The sequence below is a fragment of the Pseudomonas sp. LBUM1666 genome (assembly GCF_059695775.1).
In genome coordinates, this window is record NZ_CP166789.1 from 2,360,614 (window position 1) to 2,376,417 (window position 15,804).

15 protein-coding genes and 1 pseudogene are annotated in these 15,804 nt (G+C 59.1%); 7 read left to right on the plus strand and 9 right to left on the minus strand.

Annotated elements, in window-relative coordinates; all coding sequences use genetic code 11:
* Positions 1–207: 207 nt before the first annotated feature.
* Positions 208–780, plus strand: a complete 573-nt coding sequence (locus ACA056_RS10640; RefSeq protein WP_497272525.1) for an eCIS core domain-containing protein — start codon at positions 208–210, stop codon at positions 778–780.
* Here ACA056_RS10640 and ACA056_RS10645 read toward each other — a convergent pair.
* The 7 genes and pseudogenes from ACA056_RS10645 to ACA056_RS10675 all read right to left on the minus strand — a co-directional run bounded on the left by ACA056_RS10645 (position 749) and on the right by ACA056_RS10675 (position 5,109).
* Complete coding sequence (locus ACA056_RS10645; RefSeq protein ID WP_497272527.1) at positions 749–1,459, minus strand: class I SAM-dependent methyltransferase; 711 nt, start codon at positions 1,457–1,459, stop codon at positions 749–751. The genes ACA056_RS10640 and ACA056_RS10645 overlap by 32 nt on opposite strands.
* A 64-nt stretch (positions 1,460–1,523) precedes the next feature.
* Positions 1,524–1,829, minus strand: a pseudogene (locus tag ACA056_RS10650) (NapC/NirT family cytochrome c); the annotation flags it as partial.
* Between the two features lie 22 nt (positions 1,830–1,851).
* Entirely contained in the window at positions 1,852–2,544 is a 693-nt protein-coding gene (gene arsH, locus ACA056_RS10655) for an arsenical resistance protein ArsH (RefSeq protein ID WP_497272529.1), read from the minus strand.
* A gap of 11 nt (positions 2,545–2,555) precedes the next feature.
* Positions 2,556–3,026, minus strand: coding sequence for an arsenate reductase ArsC (locus tag ACA056_RS10660; RefSeq protein ID WP_134422558.1), 471 nt, complete (start codon positions 3,024–3,026; stop codon positions 2,556–2,558).
* Positions 3,027–3,055: 29 nt separating this feature from the next.
* Positions 3,056–4,339 carry an arsenic transporter gene (locus ACA056_RS10665; protein ID WP_497272532.1) on the minus strand — a complete coding sequence of 428 codons (1,284 nt, stop codon included), beginning with the start codon at positions 4,337–4,339 and terminating at the stop codon, positions 3,056–3,058.
* A 23-nt stretch (positions 4,340–4,362) separates the two neighbouring features.
* On the minus strand, positions 4,363–4,710 hold the full coding sequence (locus ACA056_RS10670; RefSeq protein WP_497272534.1) for a metalloregulator ArsR/SmtB family transcription factor: 348 nt from the start codon (positions 4,708–4,710) through the stop codon (positions 4,363–4,365).
* A 99-nt stretch (positions 4,711–4,809) separates the two neighbouring features.
* A complete protein-coding gene (locus ACA056_RS10675; protein WP_497272536.1) occupies positions 4,810–5,109 on the minus strand; it encodes a hypothetical protein in 300 nt (99 codons plus the stop codon).
* A 223-nt stretch (positions 5,110–5,332) separates the two neighbouring features.
* Here ACA056_RS10675 and ACA056_RS10680 point away from each other — a divergent pair, with 223 nt between their 5' ends.
* From ACA056_RS10680 to ACA056_RS10705, 6 genes are all read left to right on the plus strand, one after another.
* On the plus strand, positions 5,333–6,355 hold the full coding sequence (locus ACA056_RS10680; protein WP_497272538.1) for a helix-turn-helix transcriptional regulator: 1,023 nt from the start codon (positions 5,333–5,335) through the stop codon (positions 6,353–6,355).
* A 149-nt stretch (positions 6,356–6,504) separates the two neighbouring features.
* Positions 6,505–8,373, plus strand: a complete 1,869-nt coding sequence (locus ACA056_RS10685) for an amidohydrolase (protein ID WP_497272540.1) — start codon at positions 6,505–6,507, stop codon at positions 8,371–8,373.
* An 18-nt stretch (positions 8,374–8,391) separates the two neighbouring features.
* On the plus strand, positions 8,392–10,134 hold the full coding sequence (locus ACA056_RS10690; RefSeq protein ID WP_497272542.1) for an amidohydrolase: 1,743 nt from the start codon (positions 8,392–8,394) through the stop codon (positions 10,132–10,134).
* Positions 10,135–10,244: 110 nt separating this feature from the next.
* The gene (locus ACA056_RS10695) at positions 10,245–10,985 is read left to right on the plus strand and encodes a TorF family putative porin (protein ID WP_497272544.1); all 741 of its coding nucleotides are present in this window, start codon (positions 10,245–10,247) and stop codon (positions 10,983–10,985) included.
* A gap of 50 nt (positions 10,986–11,035) precedes the next feature.
* Positions 11,036–12,448: a purine-cytosine permease family protein gene (locus tag ACA056_RS10700; protein WP_497272546.1), complete on the plus strand. Its 1,413-nt coding sequence runs from the start codon at positions 11,036–11,038 to the stop codon at positions 12,446–12,448.
* A 141-nt stretch (positions 12,449–12,589) separates the two neighbouring features.
* Positions 12,590–13,048 (plus strand): GNAT family N-acetyltransferase, encoded by a 459-nt coding sequence (locus ACA056_RS10705; protein WP_497272548.1) that lies wholly within the window; start codon positions 12,590–12,592, stop codon positions 13,046–13,048.
* 15 nt (positions 13,049–13,063) lie between these two features.
* Here ACA056_RS10705 and ACA056_RS10710 read toward each other — a convergent pair whose 3' ends face one another.
* Positions 13,064–13,924, minus strand: coding sequence for a phosphotransferase (locus ACA056_RS10710; RefSeq protein WP_497272550.1), 861 nt, complete (start codon positions 13,922–13,924; stop codon positions 13,064–13,066).
* A 430-nt stretch (positions 13,925–14,354) separates the two neighbouring features.
* The gene (gene cls / locus ACA056_RS10715) at positions 14,355–15,761 is read right to left on the minus strand and encodes a cardiolipin synthase (RefSeq protein WP_497272552.1); all 1,407 of its coding nucleotides are present in this window, start codon (positions 15,759–15,761) and stop codon (positions 14,355–14,357) included.
* Positions 15,762–15,804 lie beyond the last annotated feature (43 nt).

Sequence of the window (15,804 nt, forward strand, 5' to 3'; positions counted from 1 at the left end):
CCTTCGGTTGAAGTGCGGGGTTTTTTTTTGGTTCTTCACGGGTTACTCGAGCCTGTATCTCTTAAATGCGGGGATTCGCAGGAAACAGTGGTCTGTCGCTTCCTGCGATTATCTTTGGGGCGCCTGGTTCGGAACTACGCTAAAGCCATGCGGATCGTCGATAATTGTGACCCACTGTTCGCGCTGCGTCCGTCCCTGGAGCGCCCAATGTTGCCCATTACCACGCGCCTGGTGGCGCTGTTTGTTCTTTGCCTGACTCTTGAAGTGCCAGCCCAGACCAACGCCTGCCCAGCTGGCGAGACACAAGTGTGCCTGGACGGCTGCATCTGCCTGCCAGTGCCTGATGGCATCTACCAGATCGCGGCACCGGCCCTGGCGCTGTGGCTGACCCAAGCCCGCGCTGAAGCAGCCAGCGCCGGCATCCAACCCATTCCACCGCACATCCGGGAGCAACTGCTGCGCTGGTACGACCCCAGCGTCCTCGATATCGCGCGCTACAAAGTCAGCGACAACGGCCAATTCAGCACCGCCACGGCCATGCTGCAAAACCCCGACGTCGGTGCCGTGACGCTGATCGACATCATCCTGTTCCGGGACGCTCAAGCCGCAGAACAGGACGTCGCGCTTTGGGCTCACGAATTAAAGCATGTGCAGCAGTATCAGGAATGGGGGGTAGAAGGATTTGCCCAGCGGTATACACAGGATTTCAATGCTGTGGAGGCGCCGGCTTATGCCATACAGGCTGAGGTCAGGCGGTTGGTGCGGGAAGGGAATTACTGAAGAGTAGCGAACCCCGCTGCTCGGTCACCAACAGCAATGACTGCGGCACAGGACTTTGCGGGTGCTGCGGCTCCTGCAGGGCGGCCAGCTGAAAACCGGCCATGTCCAGCGCATTGAGCCAACTGGACAAGGTGCGCAAGTACCACGGCATGGGTTGCCACTGCCCCTTGAACCCGGCAAAGGTTTCTTCCCGCAAGCCATCCTGATAGTCGCCCGCCGCTGCGGTCCACGGATGCAGCGTCTGGATCACCAGCGTGCCGCCAGGGGCAAGCAGGGCGTTCATGGCGGCGAGCAGAGGGATGATGTCCTGGTGCAACAGGGCGAAGTTGGCGCAGATCAGGTCGTAGTCGCGGCCGATGTCCACCTTCGCCTCCACCAACTCTTCATAGCTCGCCAGATGCACCGGTGAAGAGCCCGCTGCCCGGGCTGCCTCGACCAGCGTCGCATCGCCATCCACACCGACCGCTTTGATGCCCCGTTCAGCCAGTGCGCGCAACAGCCAGCCCTCGCCGCAGCCAAGGTCGAGCACGCGCTCGGGCTGGCGGCCCAGCACCGCCAGCAGGATTGCCTGGTCGGTGACCTTGAGGCGGCTTTCGATGGCGCCGGTGCGGATGGCTTCGATCCAGGATTGGGCGTTGTGGTGCCAGCATTGCAGGAGGGTGGATTCGGGGGTGGGCATGTCGGTGGCCGGAGTTGTGGGTTGGATAAAAGGATAGGACAAGTGCGGGTGGATCGAAAAATCCTTACCAGCCTTTCACTCCGCTCATATCGGGCAGCTTGTGAGCGATGCCCTTGTGGCAGTCGATACAGGTGGCCTCACCGATGGCCAATGAAGTTGAGTGCATGGCAGAAGCGCGCTTGCTCTGGCGGGTGATGTCCATGAACTCGAAGTTCTGGCAATTACGGCATTCGCGAGAGTCGTTGGCCTTGAGCCTTGCCCACACCTCCTTTGAAGCCTGCACCTTGCGCGCGATTTTGTGTGTCCATTCGTGGGGGACGTGGCAGTCCGGGCAACTGGCGCGCCCCCCGGAGCGGTTGGTGTAGTGAATCGCTTTGGCTTCATCCCCGCTTTCAAATCGAGCGTTGATTAACACGCTGAGTCAGTTCTTCCGCTGACTCCTTGCGTTCCGAGTAGCGGTCAACCAGATCCGGGCGCTCGCGCAGCAGCAACGTGAATTTCACCAGTTCTTCCATGACGTCTACCACCCGGTCATAGAGCGAGGACGGTTTCATGCGGTTCCCTTCGTCAAACTCCAGATAAGCCTTCGGCACGGAAGATTGATTAGGGATCGTGAACATCCGCATCCAGCGTCCCAGCACGCGAAGCTGATTCACCACGTTAAAGGATTGGGAACCGCCGCTGACCTGCATGACGGCGAGCGTTTTCCCTTGAGTCGGGCGAACGGCGCCCAGGGCCAGCGGCACCCAGTCAATCTGCGCCTTGAATACGGCCGACATGGCGCCGTGGCGTTCGGGTGAACACCAGACCTGTCCTTCAGACCATTGCATCAGCTCAAGCAATTCCTGAACTTTCGGGTGATCGTTGGGTGCGTCATCCGGTAGCGGTAGTCCCGATGGATTGAAGATCCGCGTCTCTGCACCGAAGTGTTCGAGCAGCCGCGCTGCTTCTTCGACCAGCAACCGACTGAATGACCGTGCGCGGGTCGACCCGTACAGCAACAGGATTCGCGGCTTGTGTCGGCCGTCGTCACTGGCAATGGGCTGAATCAATGACACGTCGAGATTAGGCAGTGAGTGGGTCATGGGGGCTCCCGTTACAGTGTGCTGATGCGGTCGAGTTCGCGCTTCAGTGCATCGCGATCAAGTTGGGCAAAGGGCAGGGCGAGGAACGCCCGGCAGCGTGTTTCGATGCGCGCAAGCGTCGAGTGGAATGCAGCGGCGACGACCGTCTCATCACCCTTCACGTCTGATGGATCCTCCAATCCCCAATGGGCTTTCAAAGCCGGCCCGAAGTAGACCGGGCAGGCCTCACCAGCGGCCTTGTCGCAGACGGTGATGACAATGTCCGGCGGGTTGGCCTCGAAGGCGTCGTTTCCTTTACTGCTTAACCCGTCGATCGCAATCCCGGCCTCTTGCAACGTGGTCAGGCTGCGCGGCAGAACCTGTCCTTTGGGGAAGCTGCCGGCGCTGATCGCCTGGAAGCCTTGCGGTGCGAGATGATTGAACATCGCTTCGGACAGAATGCTGCGACAGCTATTGGCGGTACACATGAACAGAACGCGCATGGCGACTCCTCTTTCCAGACGGGCAAGTGCTAAACGCCCAGGCGCAAGGCCAGGGCAGATAAAGTGATGAACAGAATCGGCAGCGTCAGAACGACTCCCACCTTGAAGTAGTAACCCCAAGTGATGCGGATGCCCTTGCGCTCCAGAACATGCAGCCAGAGCAGTGTTGCCAGGCTACCGATAGGCGTGATTTTCGGGCCCAGATCTGAGCCGATGACATTGGCGTAGATCATGGCCTCACGCACCACGCCGGTGGCGTCACTGGCCTGGATCGACAGCGCACCCACCAACACCGTCGGCATGTTGTTCATGCCGGATGACAGCAACGCAGTGAGAAAACCAGTCCCCAACGCGGCGCCCCAGATGCCGAATTCGGCAAAGTAGTTCAGCGCCACTGTCAGATAGGTTGTCAGGCCAGCGTTTTTCAGCCCATAAACCACCAGGTACATGCCTAGCGAAAAGGTCACGACCTGCCATGGCGCTTCACGCAACACACGTCGGGTTGAAATCACGTGTCCACGTGCAGCAACAGCGAACAGCATCGCGGCACAGACAGCTGCAATGACACTGATCGGAATGCCCAGAGGCTCCAGTGCAAACAACCCAATCAGCAACAAACCCAGAACAATCCAGCCGACGCGAAAGGTCAGCGGGTCTCGCACGGCACGTCGTGGATCTTGTAGATCATCCAGTGAATAGCGTTCGGGTATGTCACGACGGAAAAACCAATACAGCACCCCGAGAGTGGAGCCCACGGCAACGAAATTGACCGGGACCATGACCGAAGCGTACTCGCTGAATCCCAGGCCGAAGTAGTCGGCTGAAACGATATTGACGAGATTCGACACCACCAGGGGCAGGCTGGCGGTGTCGGCAATGAAGCCTGCCGCCATGACAAACGCCAGGGTAGACGCGGGCGAAAAGCGTAATGCGAGCAGTATTGAAATAACGATGGGGGTCAGTATCAGTGCCGCACCGTCATTGGCAAACAAGGCGGAAACGGCTGCGCCCAGTAGCACCGTGAAAGCGAACAGGCGACGACCATCGCCCTTTGCCCAGCGTGCCACATGCAGTGCTGCCCACTGAAAGAAGCCTGCCTCATCAAGCAACAAACTAATGATGATGACTGCGATAAACGTAGCGGTGGCGTTCCAGACAATGCCCCACACCAGTGGAATATCGTCCAGCGTCACGACGCCTGCAATCAGTGCAAGAGCAGCCCCCAAGGAGGCGCTCCAGCCGACACCCAGGCCCTTGGGCTGCCAGATGACCAACACAATGGTCACGAGAAAAATGGTGAACGCAGTAAACATGAGCAGTCTCGACGGGTGATGGGTCAGCAGCAGGCGGCAGTGTTGATAGGGCGGTCGCCCATCGCTTTGAGTCGAGCGCTGTTTTCCTTAAGCCAGTCGGCGTTGGCTTCCAGTGTGGTCTCAAGAATGGTGCGAACCCACTTTGGTAGTTCGGGGTTGAGTCGGTAATACACCCACTGACCCTGGCGGCGATCCAGAAGCAGGCCACATGCCCGGAGCTGTGCGAGGTGGCGGGAGATTTTTGGCTGACTGTCGTCCAGGGCGCAGACCAGTTCGCAGACGCATAACTCTCCCTCACGGGTGATCAGCAAGGTGGCCCGCGTGCGAGTCTCGTCGGACAGGCATTTGAACACGGCGGCAGGGTTCAGCATGGAGGCGTCTTCAATACATGTGGTTATCCGAATATACGGTTATCCATATGTATCGAGCAAGCCAAAATCAGATCAACGTCAGGAAGACGACCTGTCGGATTAATTTTTGCACTCCGCCAACACCACTTTGCAGGTATCGGGCGTGCCACCGGATCGGCCGGCATAGCGTATGCAGTTATTCAGGGATTTTTTGCGAGCCATGTTCAAGGTGGAGCCCCAAGCCAAGCCGCCCTCGCCGGCAGTGGGTAGCGCTTTTGCATAGCAGCTGTCGCCTATGCTTGAGGCCGAATAGCGAGCCGTCGCAGCTTTGCCTGCACATCCCGCTGCCAGCGCCAGGTTGATGGCGAGCAGGGAGGGCAGGACCCATGACGAGCATTGGCGCGCTGTTTTTCCGGTCATCCCATCTCCCCTGTATCAAGAGGCTAGAGGCATGTTTGTGGTCGTGGTTCATTCAGATTAGACGGTGTTGTACCTACCCCTGGGTCGGTTCAGCGGAATTAGCGCATTTGGGTCATTCTTGCAGACAGCCGGAGTAAACCGTACGACAGCGCTCGCTGGACGCCATAACCGCGCCTATGGCATCGTCGAAAAAATACGCCATGTAGTAAACAGGATAAAAACAATGGAGGAGGGTGATGAGGTCGGCGCCAAGGCATCGATGTCCACGCTGACAGCGTTCAATCGGTGCGTGTTGCACCTGGGTCGGCTTGCTCGAGACCGCGGGGCATCCCAATTCATCGCAGACGGCTTGCAGGCCTTCCGCCCGCTGGTGCCCTTCGCTGCGGCATGGTGGGGCGAGATGTCGACGTCAGACGCCAGTACTCCTCCTCAAAGCTGGATGCACGGGCGGATCAATCTGCCTGAGTCGTTTGCCGTCGAATGGCACAAAGTGGCTGTCAGCGACAGATTTTCGCAGGAAACCTTAAGTCAACCCGGGGAAGTGGTGCGCGACAGTGGGTTCACCGATCCCTGCGAGGAGGTGAACGACTTCGCACGGCGTCACGACCTCTACCACCTGATGTGCATCACCTTCGAGTTACCCGAAAGCGGCTTGATGTTCTTCGTCTGTCTCTACCGAGGCCTTCATGCACCGGCTTTCAATGACAGCGAAGCCGGGTTGTTCTCGGCGTTCTGCGACCATCTGTTGCAGTTATGGCGCTTTCAGGTGCAGGACATGATTCGCTGCGACACGGGCAACGGGGCGACCGACTTCGGGGTCGCCCGGATGGACGGCAGTCTGCTGTACGTCGGCGCAAGTCTGTGCGCCGCCATTCAGCGCGAGTTGCCCGGGTGGAGCGGTTCAATGCTGCCCTTTGATGTCATCGCACAACTGCAAAAGGCGCCCTGCGTGATTCGCCTGGGTCGCACTGCAATGACGCTTAGCCCCAACGCCGAGCACGTCATCCTGTCACTCGAAACACAGTCGCGCGGAGCGGTGCTGGCACCTCGCGAGCGCACGGCGGCGATGCTGTTCGCCGCCGGCCATTCCTATAAGGAAATTGCCAAAATCCTTGCACTGAGTCCGGCCACAGTGCGCACCTATCTGCGCAACTGCTACTTGCAGCTCGGCGTGAAGAGCAAAGTGGAGCTGGGTTCTGTCCTGCGGTCATCGACCTCGCTTACGGAGGCCACGCGCCGCGATTAAGCCCCGGTATTTCAACTAATTGCCTTACCCCTCCTCATTTGTGGAGGTCCATCCGACCGCCGCGCTCTATAGGGTATGCCCTGCATATCAGGGGCTTGCGACCGTCCGTTCGGGCCACTTCCAAAACTATAAAAATAGAGGTGAGGCAGTTGAAATTTTCCAGGCTATTTATCGCCGTTGCCGCGACAACGGCATTTTCCTGTGTGGCGCTGGTGGGGTGTCAGACACACGCTTCGACAGGCGCCGACATGGTCATGCGCAACGGCTATGTCTACACCGTCGACGGCAAGAATTCCGTGCAGCAGGCGATCGCGGTCACGGGCGGGAAGATCGTTTATGTCGGCAGCGATGAAGGGGTTGCCTCCTACATCGGCACGCAGACACAGCTGATCGATCTGGCCGGCCGCATGCTGATGCCGGGCTTCGTTGATGCGCACATGCATCCGGGGGATGGCGGCCGCGCCATGACTTTGTGCGACCTGAAATACCAGACGATGACCCGCAAGGTTTTCCAGGAGACCATTCAGGCGTGCCTGGATGCCGACAAGGGCAAAGGCCCCGATGTCTGGCTCGAAGTGGGCAGCTGGGACCGCATGGGCATGACCGGCCTCGACGGCGACGCTGACAAGTCGACGCTGGACGCGCTCAAGACCAACCGTCCAATTCAAGTCCGTTCCACCGACTTCCATACGGTGCTGACCAACTCTCGCGGCCTGGCGGTCGCCGGCATCAACAAGCAAACGGCCAATCCCGGTGACGGCAAGTACATGCGCGACAGCGCCGGCAACCCGAACGGCATCTGCGAAGACGGAGCCGCCGAGGCCATGGCCGCTGTGGTGCCGCCCGCCACCGACGCAGAGAAACTCAATCAGACCCGCGCGGCACTCGACGCCATGCGCCAGCAAGGCATTACCAGTTTCTTCGATGCCTTATCGGGGCCGGAAAACGGCAAAGCATTTACCACCCTGCAACAGTCGGGTGAGCTGACGGCCCGGGCCTTGTTGGCGATCAAACTCGACCCTGCGGCCGCCACGGCAGACCCGGCAAAGACCATCGCCGAAGCCAAGGCGCTGGCTGATACCTACGATCAGGGCGAAGCAAAAGTTGCGCCGGGCGTGAGCATGCGCCACGTCAAATTGTTCATGGACGGCATCATCAACGCGCCGGCGGACACGGGTGCAATGTTGACGCCGTACCTGCGCAATGCCGGCACCGATACGGCGCCGAAGTGGACACCCGGCAAGAACACAGGTGAGCTTTACTTCCCACCGCAAGTGCTCAACCCGCTGCTGCTGAAGGCCGTTCAGGCCGGCCTCGATCCGCACCTTCACGCTACCGGAGACCGCGCGGTGCGTGACTCACTGAACGGCATCGAATACGTGCGCCAGCAACTGCCTGGCAATGGCTTCCGCCCGGCCATTACTCACAACGAGTCGGTGGACCCTACCGACTATGCGCGCTTCAAGGCGCTCGACGTGACCGCCAACATGTCCTTCCAGTGGGCCCAGCAGGCACCGTCCACGGTTGACGGCACCAACGAGCATCTGGGGGCGGCGCGATTTGCCCGCATGGAACCCTCCGGCAGCATCGCTCGTGCCGGCGGCCGTGTGGCGTATGGCAGCGACTGGCCGGTCGACCCGCTCGACGAGTTCCTGGCGCTGAAGATCGGTGTCACCCGCTCAGGCGATCCGCTGAACCCGCACAGCTACGGCCCCAAATATGCGGGCAGGCTGAATGCCGACCCGGCGCTGTCGCGCACTGAAGTGCTGCGCACCATCACCATGAACGCTGCCGAGCAACTGAAACTGGACGCTGTTGTCGGTTCGGTCGAAGTCGGCAAGTTCGCGGACCTGATCGTTCTGGACAAGAACTTCATGCAGGTGCCCGAGGAGGAGTTGGCCCGCAACGATGTGCTGCTGACGGTCGTGGGCGGCCAGGTCGTGTGGGCCAAGGCGCCGTTCGTTGGCCTTGATCCAAAGGCGTTGTCCCAGGCATCAGCAGCCCGCCCAGCCCAATAAAAACAAGAGAGTGTTCCGATGCAGCGATTTATTCCAAACCTGTTGGCCGCAGCCCTGGCTTTTTCTTCGGTGCAAGCCATGGCCGCCGCTGACCTGGTGTTGTTCAACGGCAAGGTCTTCACCGCCGAACCCGGTCAGGGACTGGTCCAGGCAGTGGCCGTGCAAGACGGCAAGATTCTCAAAGTGGGCAGCAATGCCGAAATCAACGCCCTGGCTGACACCCGCACGCAACGGATCGATCTGGCGGGCAAGGTGCTGATGCCGGGAATGATTGATACCCACAGCCACCCGGTGGTTGCGGCCTTCGACAGCATGGGGGCCAACCTGCTGGATGAAGTCAAACTGTTGCCGGAGCTTGAGCAGTGGATTATCGAACAGGATCAGGCGGGCATTGCCCGTGCCGGTGATGTGATCAGCATCGCCGGGGTCAGTTCGGCCTATTGGGACAAGAGCCGTGAGCTGGGCCAGCGCTTCAATCAGGGACGCTGGGCGGATCAGCCGGTGGTCCTCAGCGGGATCGACGGGCACACCGGCTGGGCCAACAACGCCATGCTCAAGCGCCTGAAAATCGACGCGGCGCTGGTAAAAGGTCTGTCGGAACAGGACCGCAGCTTTGTGGGTCACGATGCGGATTTCACCCCCAATGGCTATTTTGCCGAGTCGCGCTGGGACCAGGTACGCAGCCAGCTCCCCGCGCCCAGCGACGAGATCATGTTGAAAGCCGCCCGCGAGGCGGTGAAGGTCAATAATCAATACGGCGTCACCGCCTGGATGGACGCGGCGGCGAATGCCGGCAGTGGCGATTCGCTGTTCGATTTCAAGGCAACCGAGCAGAGTTACGGCGTGCTGCCGCTTTACCGCGAATTGGCAGAGAAGGGCGAGCTCAATGCCCACGTCGCCGCGCTGCTGTTGGCCAACCCGAAAAGTCGGCCGGCTGACCTGGAAGTGCTGGCCAAGGTCATGAAGAAATTCGAGGGTGTGCCCAACCTGAGTTTTCCTGGTATCAAGGTATTCGCCGATGGCGTTCTCGAGTTTCCGGGGCAGACGGCGGCGGTCATCGTTCCCTTCAAGAACAGCCAAAAAAACGGTCAACTGCTGATCGACCCCGCGCACTTCGGTGAGTTGGTCGTGGCAGCGGAGAAGCGCGACTGGATTGTGCACATGCATGCGGTCGGCGACCGTGCGGTGCGTGAATCACTCAATGGTTTTGCCTACGCGCGCAAACTCAACCCGACACCGGTGGCTCATAGCATCAGCCACCTGCAACTGGTCAACCCGAAAGAGTTTCCGCGCTTCAAGCAACTTGGCGTGATCGCTTCCATGCAATTGCTCTGGGCCACCGGCGAGAGTTACACCGTCGAGCTCGTCAAACCCTATATCAGCGCGTTTGCCTACGGTTATCAGTATCCCGCCAAGTCCCTGCATAACGCCGGTGCGGTCATCGCCGGTGGCAGTGACTGGCCGGTATCCAGCCCCAATCCGTGGAACGCCATCGCTCAGGCCAGCACGCGCAAAGGGCCATTGGGCGTGTTGAATGCCAAGGAAAGCATCGATCGCCAGACCATGTTCTACGCCTACACGCTCAATGCCGCCAAGGCCCTGCGCCTGGAGCAGCAGATTGGTTCGCTGACACCCGGCAAACAGGCCGATCTGATCATCCTCGACCGCGATGTCTTCAAGGTCAGCGATGACGAACTGTTCGACACCAAGGTCCTGAAGACCTTCTTCGCCGGCAAAGAGGTGTACGCGCCCGCGTCCTGACCCTCCGTTCACCCGCACCACGCAAAAGACGCCTGGCTCCTCGTATGACGAGGGGCTCGGCATCGCCATGCCCGAAATAACCCGCACCTCCATAAAAATAAGAGACTTGTATGAACGCACGCTCAGTATTGACCCTTGCCACTCTTGTATTGGCACCCCTGACCACCCAGGCACTGCCACTCAACGATGACTTCAGCCTGGACATGACCCTGGGAGTCTTCAGCGACTACCGCACCCGTGGCATTTCGCAAACCCTGGGTGATCCGGCGGCTCAGGCCAGCGCCACGCTGGTGCACAGCAGCGGCCTGTACGTGGGCGCCTGGACCTCGAATGTCGATTTCGGCGGCGAGTTCAAGACTCGGCAGGAACTCGAGTACTACGCGGGCTACTACTGGCAGGCGACCGAGGCCATCAGTCTCGATCTGGGGTACATCAAGTACGACTATCCAAAGGAAGGCCAATTCAACCTGAGTGAGGTCTACGCCATCCTTGACGTTTATGGCGTGAAGCTCGGCGCCAACTACTCAAACGATACGCCGAACTTCTTTGGCGAGGACCAGGACACCCTCTACACCTACCTCAGCTACAAAATCGAATTGCCGGCCGAAATCGGCCTGGACCTGCGCGTGGGTCGCAACGATGTCAAAGACCCGGCTTTCTGGTCCGCCAGTGGCGAAAGCCGTGATGCCTACACCGAGTGGGAAGCCAAGTTGACCCGTGACTTCGTGGGCGTGACCTGGGGCCTTAGCTACATTGATACCGACCTGTCGAAAAGCGAATGCACGAGCTGGTACGGCTATGGTGATCTGTGCACCGCCACTGTGGTTGCCAGTGCCAGCAAGGCGTTCTAAGCGTTCGAGTCCACACCATAAAAACAAGCGCCTCAAAGGAAAACAGCGTAATGACCAAGGTCAGCGATAGTCAGCAGCGAAGTCCCCTGATCGAGACACGTTCGATCGATTACATTCCCGAGGCCGAGCGTCATGGCAGCCTCTACAGCCAGTTCACCCTGTGGCTCGGCGCCAACCTGCAGATCACCGCGATCGTCACCGGCGCCCTGGCCGTGGTGCTGGGCGGCGATGTGTTCTGGTCACTCATCGGCTTGCTGATCGGCCAGGTGCTGGGCGGCGCAGTGGTTGCCCTGCACGCGGCGCAAGGGCCGAAGCTCGGGCTGCCGCAGATGATCTCCAGCCGTGTGCAGTTCGGGGTCTATGGGGCGGCCATCCCGATTGTGCTGGTGTGCCTGATGTACCTCGGTTTCAGCGCCACCGGCGCGGTACTGTCGGGGCAGGCCATTGCTCAGTTGATCCATGTCAGCGACAGTGCCGGCATCCTGATTTTCGCCTCGTGCATCGCGTTCCTGACGATCTTCGGTTACCGGGTCATCCACCTGGTCGGCCGGGTGGCCAGCGTGCTGGGCATCATCGCCTTCGTCTATCTGTTTACCCGGTTGATGACCCTCAACGATATCGGTCTGCTGCTGGAAAACCGTCACTTCGGCTGGAGTACTTTCCTGCTGGCGGTGTCGTTATCCGCGTCCTGGCAGATCGCCTTTGGCCCTTATGTGGCTGACTACTCACGCTACCTGCCGAGCAAGACTTCGTCCTGGAAGACGTTTGCTGCCGTCGGGCTTGGCACGGTGCTGGGCGCTCAGGCGTCCATGGTATTGGGGGTGTTCGCCGCGGCGTTGGCCGGTGCGAACTTCCGCGGTCACGAGGTGGCGACCATCGTCGGGTTGGGCAGCACCGGTGTGATGGCGTCCCTGCTGTACTTGAGCGTGGTGTTCGGCAAGGTCACGGTGTCCACGCTCAACGCTTATGGCAGCTTCATGTGCGTGGCCACCATCATCAGTGGTTTCCGCAGTCGTCTGGAGATTTCCGCCCGCCAGCGGATGGTGTTTGTGTTGGTGATTGTCGCGGCGTCCACCACGCTCGCGCTGCTGGGCCAGTACTCGTTTCTCAACACCTTCAAGTACTTCATCCTGTTTTTGCTGACCTTCTTCACACCGTGGAGCGCGATCAATCTGGTGGATTACTACTTCATCAACAAAGAGCGCTATGACATCCCGGCGTTGTCCGATCCGGCGGGCCGTTATGGCCGCTGGAACATGCGCGGGATCAGCGTGTATGTCATCGGCGTATTGATCCAGTTGCCCTTTGTCGATACTCACTTCTATTCTGGGCCGATGGTCGCGCAGCTCGGCGGTGTCGATATTTCCTGGATCGTTGGTCTGGTGGTGCCGGGGATTCTTTATTACGGGCTGGCCAGGACATCAATGCCGGCGGTGGCCCTGAGCGGAACTGAAAGGCCTTAAGGAGGACATCGGAATTTGGGTGAACCCAAAAAGATCGCAGCCTGCGGCGGCTCCTACAGGTGTACGCCGTCCGGCTGCGAACTTTTGATCTACATTTCCCTTTTCCCGCTGATCACATCAATCCGCAAGGAGACGATCAACATGGACATCCAGGCCCTGCGCGCCGACGCATCCCACCTCGATAAAATCGCCAGCCTGTTCGATGCCTATCGAGGCTTCTACGGCCAGCCGTCGAACCTGCCGCAGTCTCGTGACTTCATTGCCGAGCGCATTGCCCGGGACGAATCCGCGATCTTCTTCGCCCAAGTCCCCAGCGGCGAGGCGCTGGGTTTCGTCCAGTTGTTCCCTACGTTCTCCTCCATCGACGCGCACCGCACCTGGCTGCTTGGCGACCTCTTCACAACTCCCGCCGCCCGAGGGCAAGGGGTCGGCACGTTGCTGATGAACACCGCGCGAGCCTTCGCATTGTTGACCGGCGCCAAAGGCATGGTGCTGGAAACGGCCACGGACAATGTCGGCGCGCAACGGTTGTATGAATCCTTGGGCTATGTGCGCGATACGGGTTACTACTCCTACTGCCTCGATTTGAAACAAGGCTGAGCCAACCGCTGCCGGTTACCTCAACTCCTGCAGGAATGCAGCTTGGGCCTTGGGGCAGGTGAGGATGCGGTAACGCGTGCTCCGGGAAACATCACGGTCCCGAAAGCGTTCATACACCGCCTGGAAAACTTCACGGTTCAATACTGGGTGCTGATGCTTCAAATAGCGTTCACAACACGCGTTGTAGTCTTCAACCGATATGAACTTGTTGAACCAGAAGCGATAGAAGTAACCCAGCAGAAAACCCAGACTGAAGTCGTGATCCAACACCGAATGCGCACAGCATTCGAAATCGATCAGGCGCAGCCTGCCATCGGGGCCAATCAGGATGTTCTTGGGGTGGGGGTCCATGTGCACAAACCCCTCGACCAGCGTCTGCCCAAACAGTTGGAAAATGTCCGACAGCAGCGTTTGCGACTGCTCGGGTTGGGCGATCAGTCGATCGTCGACGCTGCAATGATTGTCGAAAAAACTGACCAGCAAATACTCTTCCTTGAGAAAAGGAAAACGTCCGACGTGGCCGAATGCAGCCAATCTGGGCGATGACTCCGACTTGCCGGACACAACGGACAGATTGATGAATTCGTTGGTCAGGTCATGCAGCCCGAACACACGCTTGAGGCCCAGGAAATTCTGCAGCTGCTTTTTCCAGTGGGTCAGGCGGTTGTGTTTCAACACCCATTTGCGCTCACCTTCGAGCAGGAACACGCGGCGGGTTTCCTCGGGAATATCCAGCAACGCATGTTGATCCGGCTCGGCAAAAAAACGCTGAAGCACAGCCACCAGTTCGTTCTGAACAGACGGATCGAAATGGAAGGTGACGCCAGCAATTTTTTGCTGATTCAGAGGGGAAGTAAGGTGTCTGAGGTGACGCATATAAGTCTCTGCTAAATGCTTTGCGGTCCATAAAACGCCGGCAACCGAGCGCGACGCTTTGTCGTTATCGGCAGGACTCCGCATACCCTTACTCACAGAGCTGATTTTTTACCGCTGGGTTGGCTGCACGTACGCCGTGACCAGCGGCACAGCCCCACCGGCAGCGGTTGAGTTTCTAAAGGCCAAATAGGTCAGGCGCGACCAGGCTGTGCCTCGCGATGCGGGGGTGCAGCCTTGCCAGCACGAGACGGTCTTCGACTCTATGCAAACCCGAGAAACGACAGGATAACCACGACAATCACAATTACCCCGACGATGTAGATGATGTTGTTCATGAATTCCACCTCTCAACCTGAATTGGATGGCGACGCGAGGGTGTTACTAATACAAGGTAGTGCACCTTTGCTCCCACTTCCATTAGGCAGCACAGTTATAGCCAGTATTCCCAGAGTCGCCCCATCTGCTCCTTGGCTCTCAAAGCAAGCGAACGGCGCTGCCACGTTTCCAGCTTGATTTCGTTCGACTTGGCCAGATCAGCGATGAATGCCGCCTGCATCTTTTTTCCAAATCCGGTGCCCAGCACAACGACGTTGACTTCATCGTTGTGCAGGAAGCTGCGCCAGTCGAGGTTGGTGGAGCCGACACTCGACCACACGCCATCGATGACTGCAGTCTTGACGTGGAGTAGCGCGTCACGGCGTTCGTAAAGCTTGACGTTGGCCTCCAGCAGCTCGCTGTAGTAGGCGCGTCCGGCATGGAACACCAGCCACGAATCGGTGCTGCTGGGCAGCACCAGCTTGACGTCGACGCCACGTGCTGCCGCCTCCTTGAGTGCCGCCAGCAACTGCGGATCGGGCACAAAGTAGGCGTTAGTCAGCCATATCTCGGTCTGCGCGCTGTGCAGCGCCGAAATCAACGTCGCATAGATCAGGCTGAACGGCTCATCTGGCGAGCTGCCGATGGCGCGAATTACCTCGGTGCCTTTGCGCTCCTGTGGCGGAAAGTAGTGGCGAGGCGCGAGTGGTTCACCTTTCTGGGTAGTCCAGGTTCCGATGAACAGCTTCTGCAGGTCCGCAACCACGGGCCCCTCGATGCGCAAGTCGGTATCGCGCCAGGGCAAATCACCCGTTGGGCGAGTCTTGGAGTGAGAGCTGAACGAGCCCCCCGAATAGACGCTGCTGATGTTGATCCCGCCGAGAAAGGCAATACGGCCGTCCACTATCAGCAGCTTTCGGTGGTCGCGCTGGTTCACGTCCCAGCCCGCTTTGGCCGTCACCGGATTGATAGGGTTGTACTCCAGCACCTTGATGCCCGCGTCGGTCAATCGAGAGAAGAACGCTGAGGGTGTTCCAAGGGTTCCGACGCTGTCACGGATCAGATTGACCTGTACGCCTTTCTGTTGCTGAGCGATCAGTGCGGCGGCGAAACGCTGACCGACTTCATCATCGTCGAGGATGTAAGTCTCCATGTTGATGTGGTCGCGCGCACCTTCCACGGCTTTGATCATCGACTGGTAGGTGGTGGGGCCGTCCTGTAGCAAGTCGACCTTGTTTCCTTCCGTTAGCGGGCTACCGACAACGGATTCTTCGATTGCGAGGTGCACATCGAAGATGTTGGTTTCTGCACCGGTGGACTTGAGTCGGTCGAGAATGGCTTTGCTGCGCTCGGCTGACAGAGGTCCGTGTACCCCGTCGAGTTGCACTGGCACAGAGGAGGCGCGAGCCATGTCGGGCACTATCTTCGGCAACGTACTGCAGGAAATCACCAATGTCAGGAACACAGCCACGCACAGCACCAGAGGAATACATGCACCCTTGCATCTGGTTAGAAGATTCATCAGGCCACCTCTTGGCGAGGGCGGTAAAAAAAGCTCTGTCCGG

What these genes read in the sequence shown, in the direction of transcription:
- ACA056_RS10640 (WP_497272525.1), top strand. Translation starts at nt 208, where the DNA reads ATGTTGCCCATTACCACGCGCCTGGTGGCGCTGTTTGTTCTTTGCCTG.
- ACA056_RS10670 (WP_497272534.1), bottom strand. Translation starts at nt 4,710, where the DNA reads ATGCTGAACCCTGCCGCCGTGTTCAAATGCCTGTCCGACGAGACTCGC.
- ACA056_RS10645 (WP_497272527.1), bottom strand. Translation starts at nt 1,459, where the DNA reads ATGCCCACCCCCGAATCCACCCTCCTGCAATGCTGGCACCACAACGCC.
- arsH (WP_497272529.1), bottom strand. Translation starts at nt 2,544, where the DNA reads ATGACCCACTCACTGCCTAATCTCGACGTGTCATTGATTCAGCCCATT.
- ACA056_RS10700 (WP_497272546.1), top strand. Translation starts at nt 11,036, where the DNA reads ATGACCAAGGTCAGCGATAGTCAGCAGCGAAGTCCCCTGATCGAGACA.
- ACA056_RS10665 (WP_497272532.1), bottom strand. Translation starts at nt 4,339, where the DNA reads ATGTTTACTGCGTTCACCATTTTTCTCGTGACCATTGTGTTGGTCATC.
- ACA056_RS10710 (WP_497272550.1), bottom strand. Translation starts at nt 13,924, where the DNA reads ATGCGTCACCTCAGACACCTTACTTCCCCTCTGAATCAGCAAAAAATT.
- ACA056_RS10660 (WP_134422558.1), bottom strand. Translation starts at nt 3,026, where the DNA reads ATGCGCGTTCTGTTCATGTGTACCGCCAATAGCTGTCGCAGCATTCTG.
- ACA056_RS10675 (WP_497272536.1), bottom strand. Translation starts at nt 5,109, where the DNA reads ATGACCGGAAAAACAGCGCGCCAATGCTCGTCATGGGTCCTGCCCTCC.
- ACA056_RS10680 (WP_497272538.1), top strand. Translation starts at nt 5,333, where the DNA reads ATGGAGGAGGGTGATGAGGTCGGCGCCAAGGCATCGATGTCCACGCTG.
- ACA056_RS10695 (WP_497272544.1), top strand. Translation starts at nt 10,245, where the DNA reads ATGAACGCACGCTCAGTATTGACCCTTGCCACTCTTGTATTGGCACCC.
- cls (WP_497272552.1), bottom strand. Translation starts at nt 15,761, where the DNA reads ATGAATCTTCTAACCAGATGCAAGGGTGCATGTATTCCTCTGGTGCTG.
- ACA056_RS10705 (WP_497272548.1), top strand. Translation starts at nt 12,590, where the DNA reads ATGGACATCCAGGCCCTGCGCGCCGACGCATCCCACCTCGATAAAATC.
- ACA056_RS10690 (WP_497272542.1), top strand. Translation starts at nt 8,392, where the DNA reads ATGCAGCGATTTATTCCAAACCTGTTGGCCGCAGCCCTGGCTTTTTCT.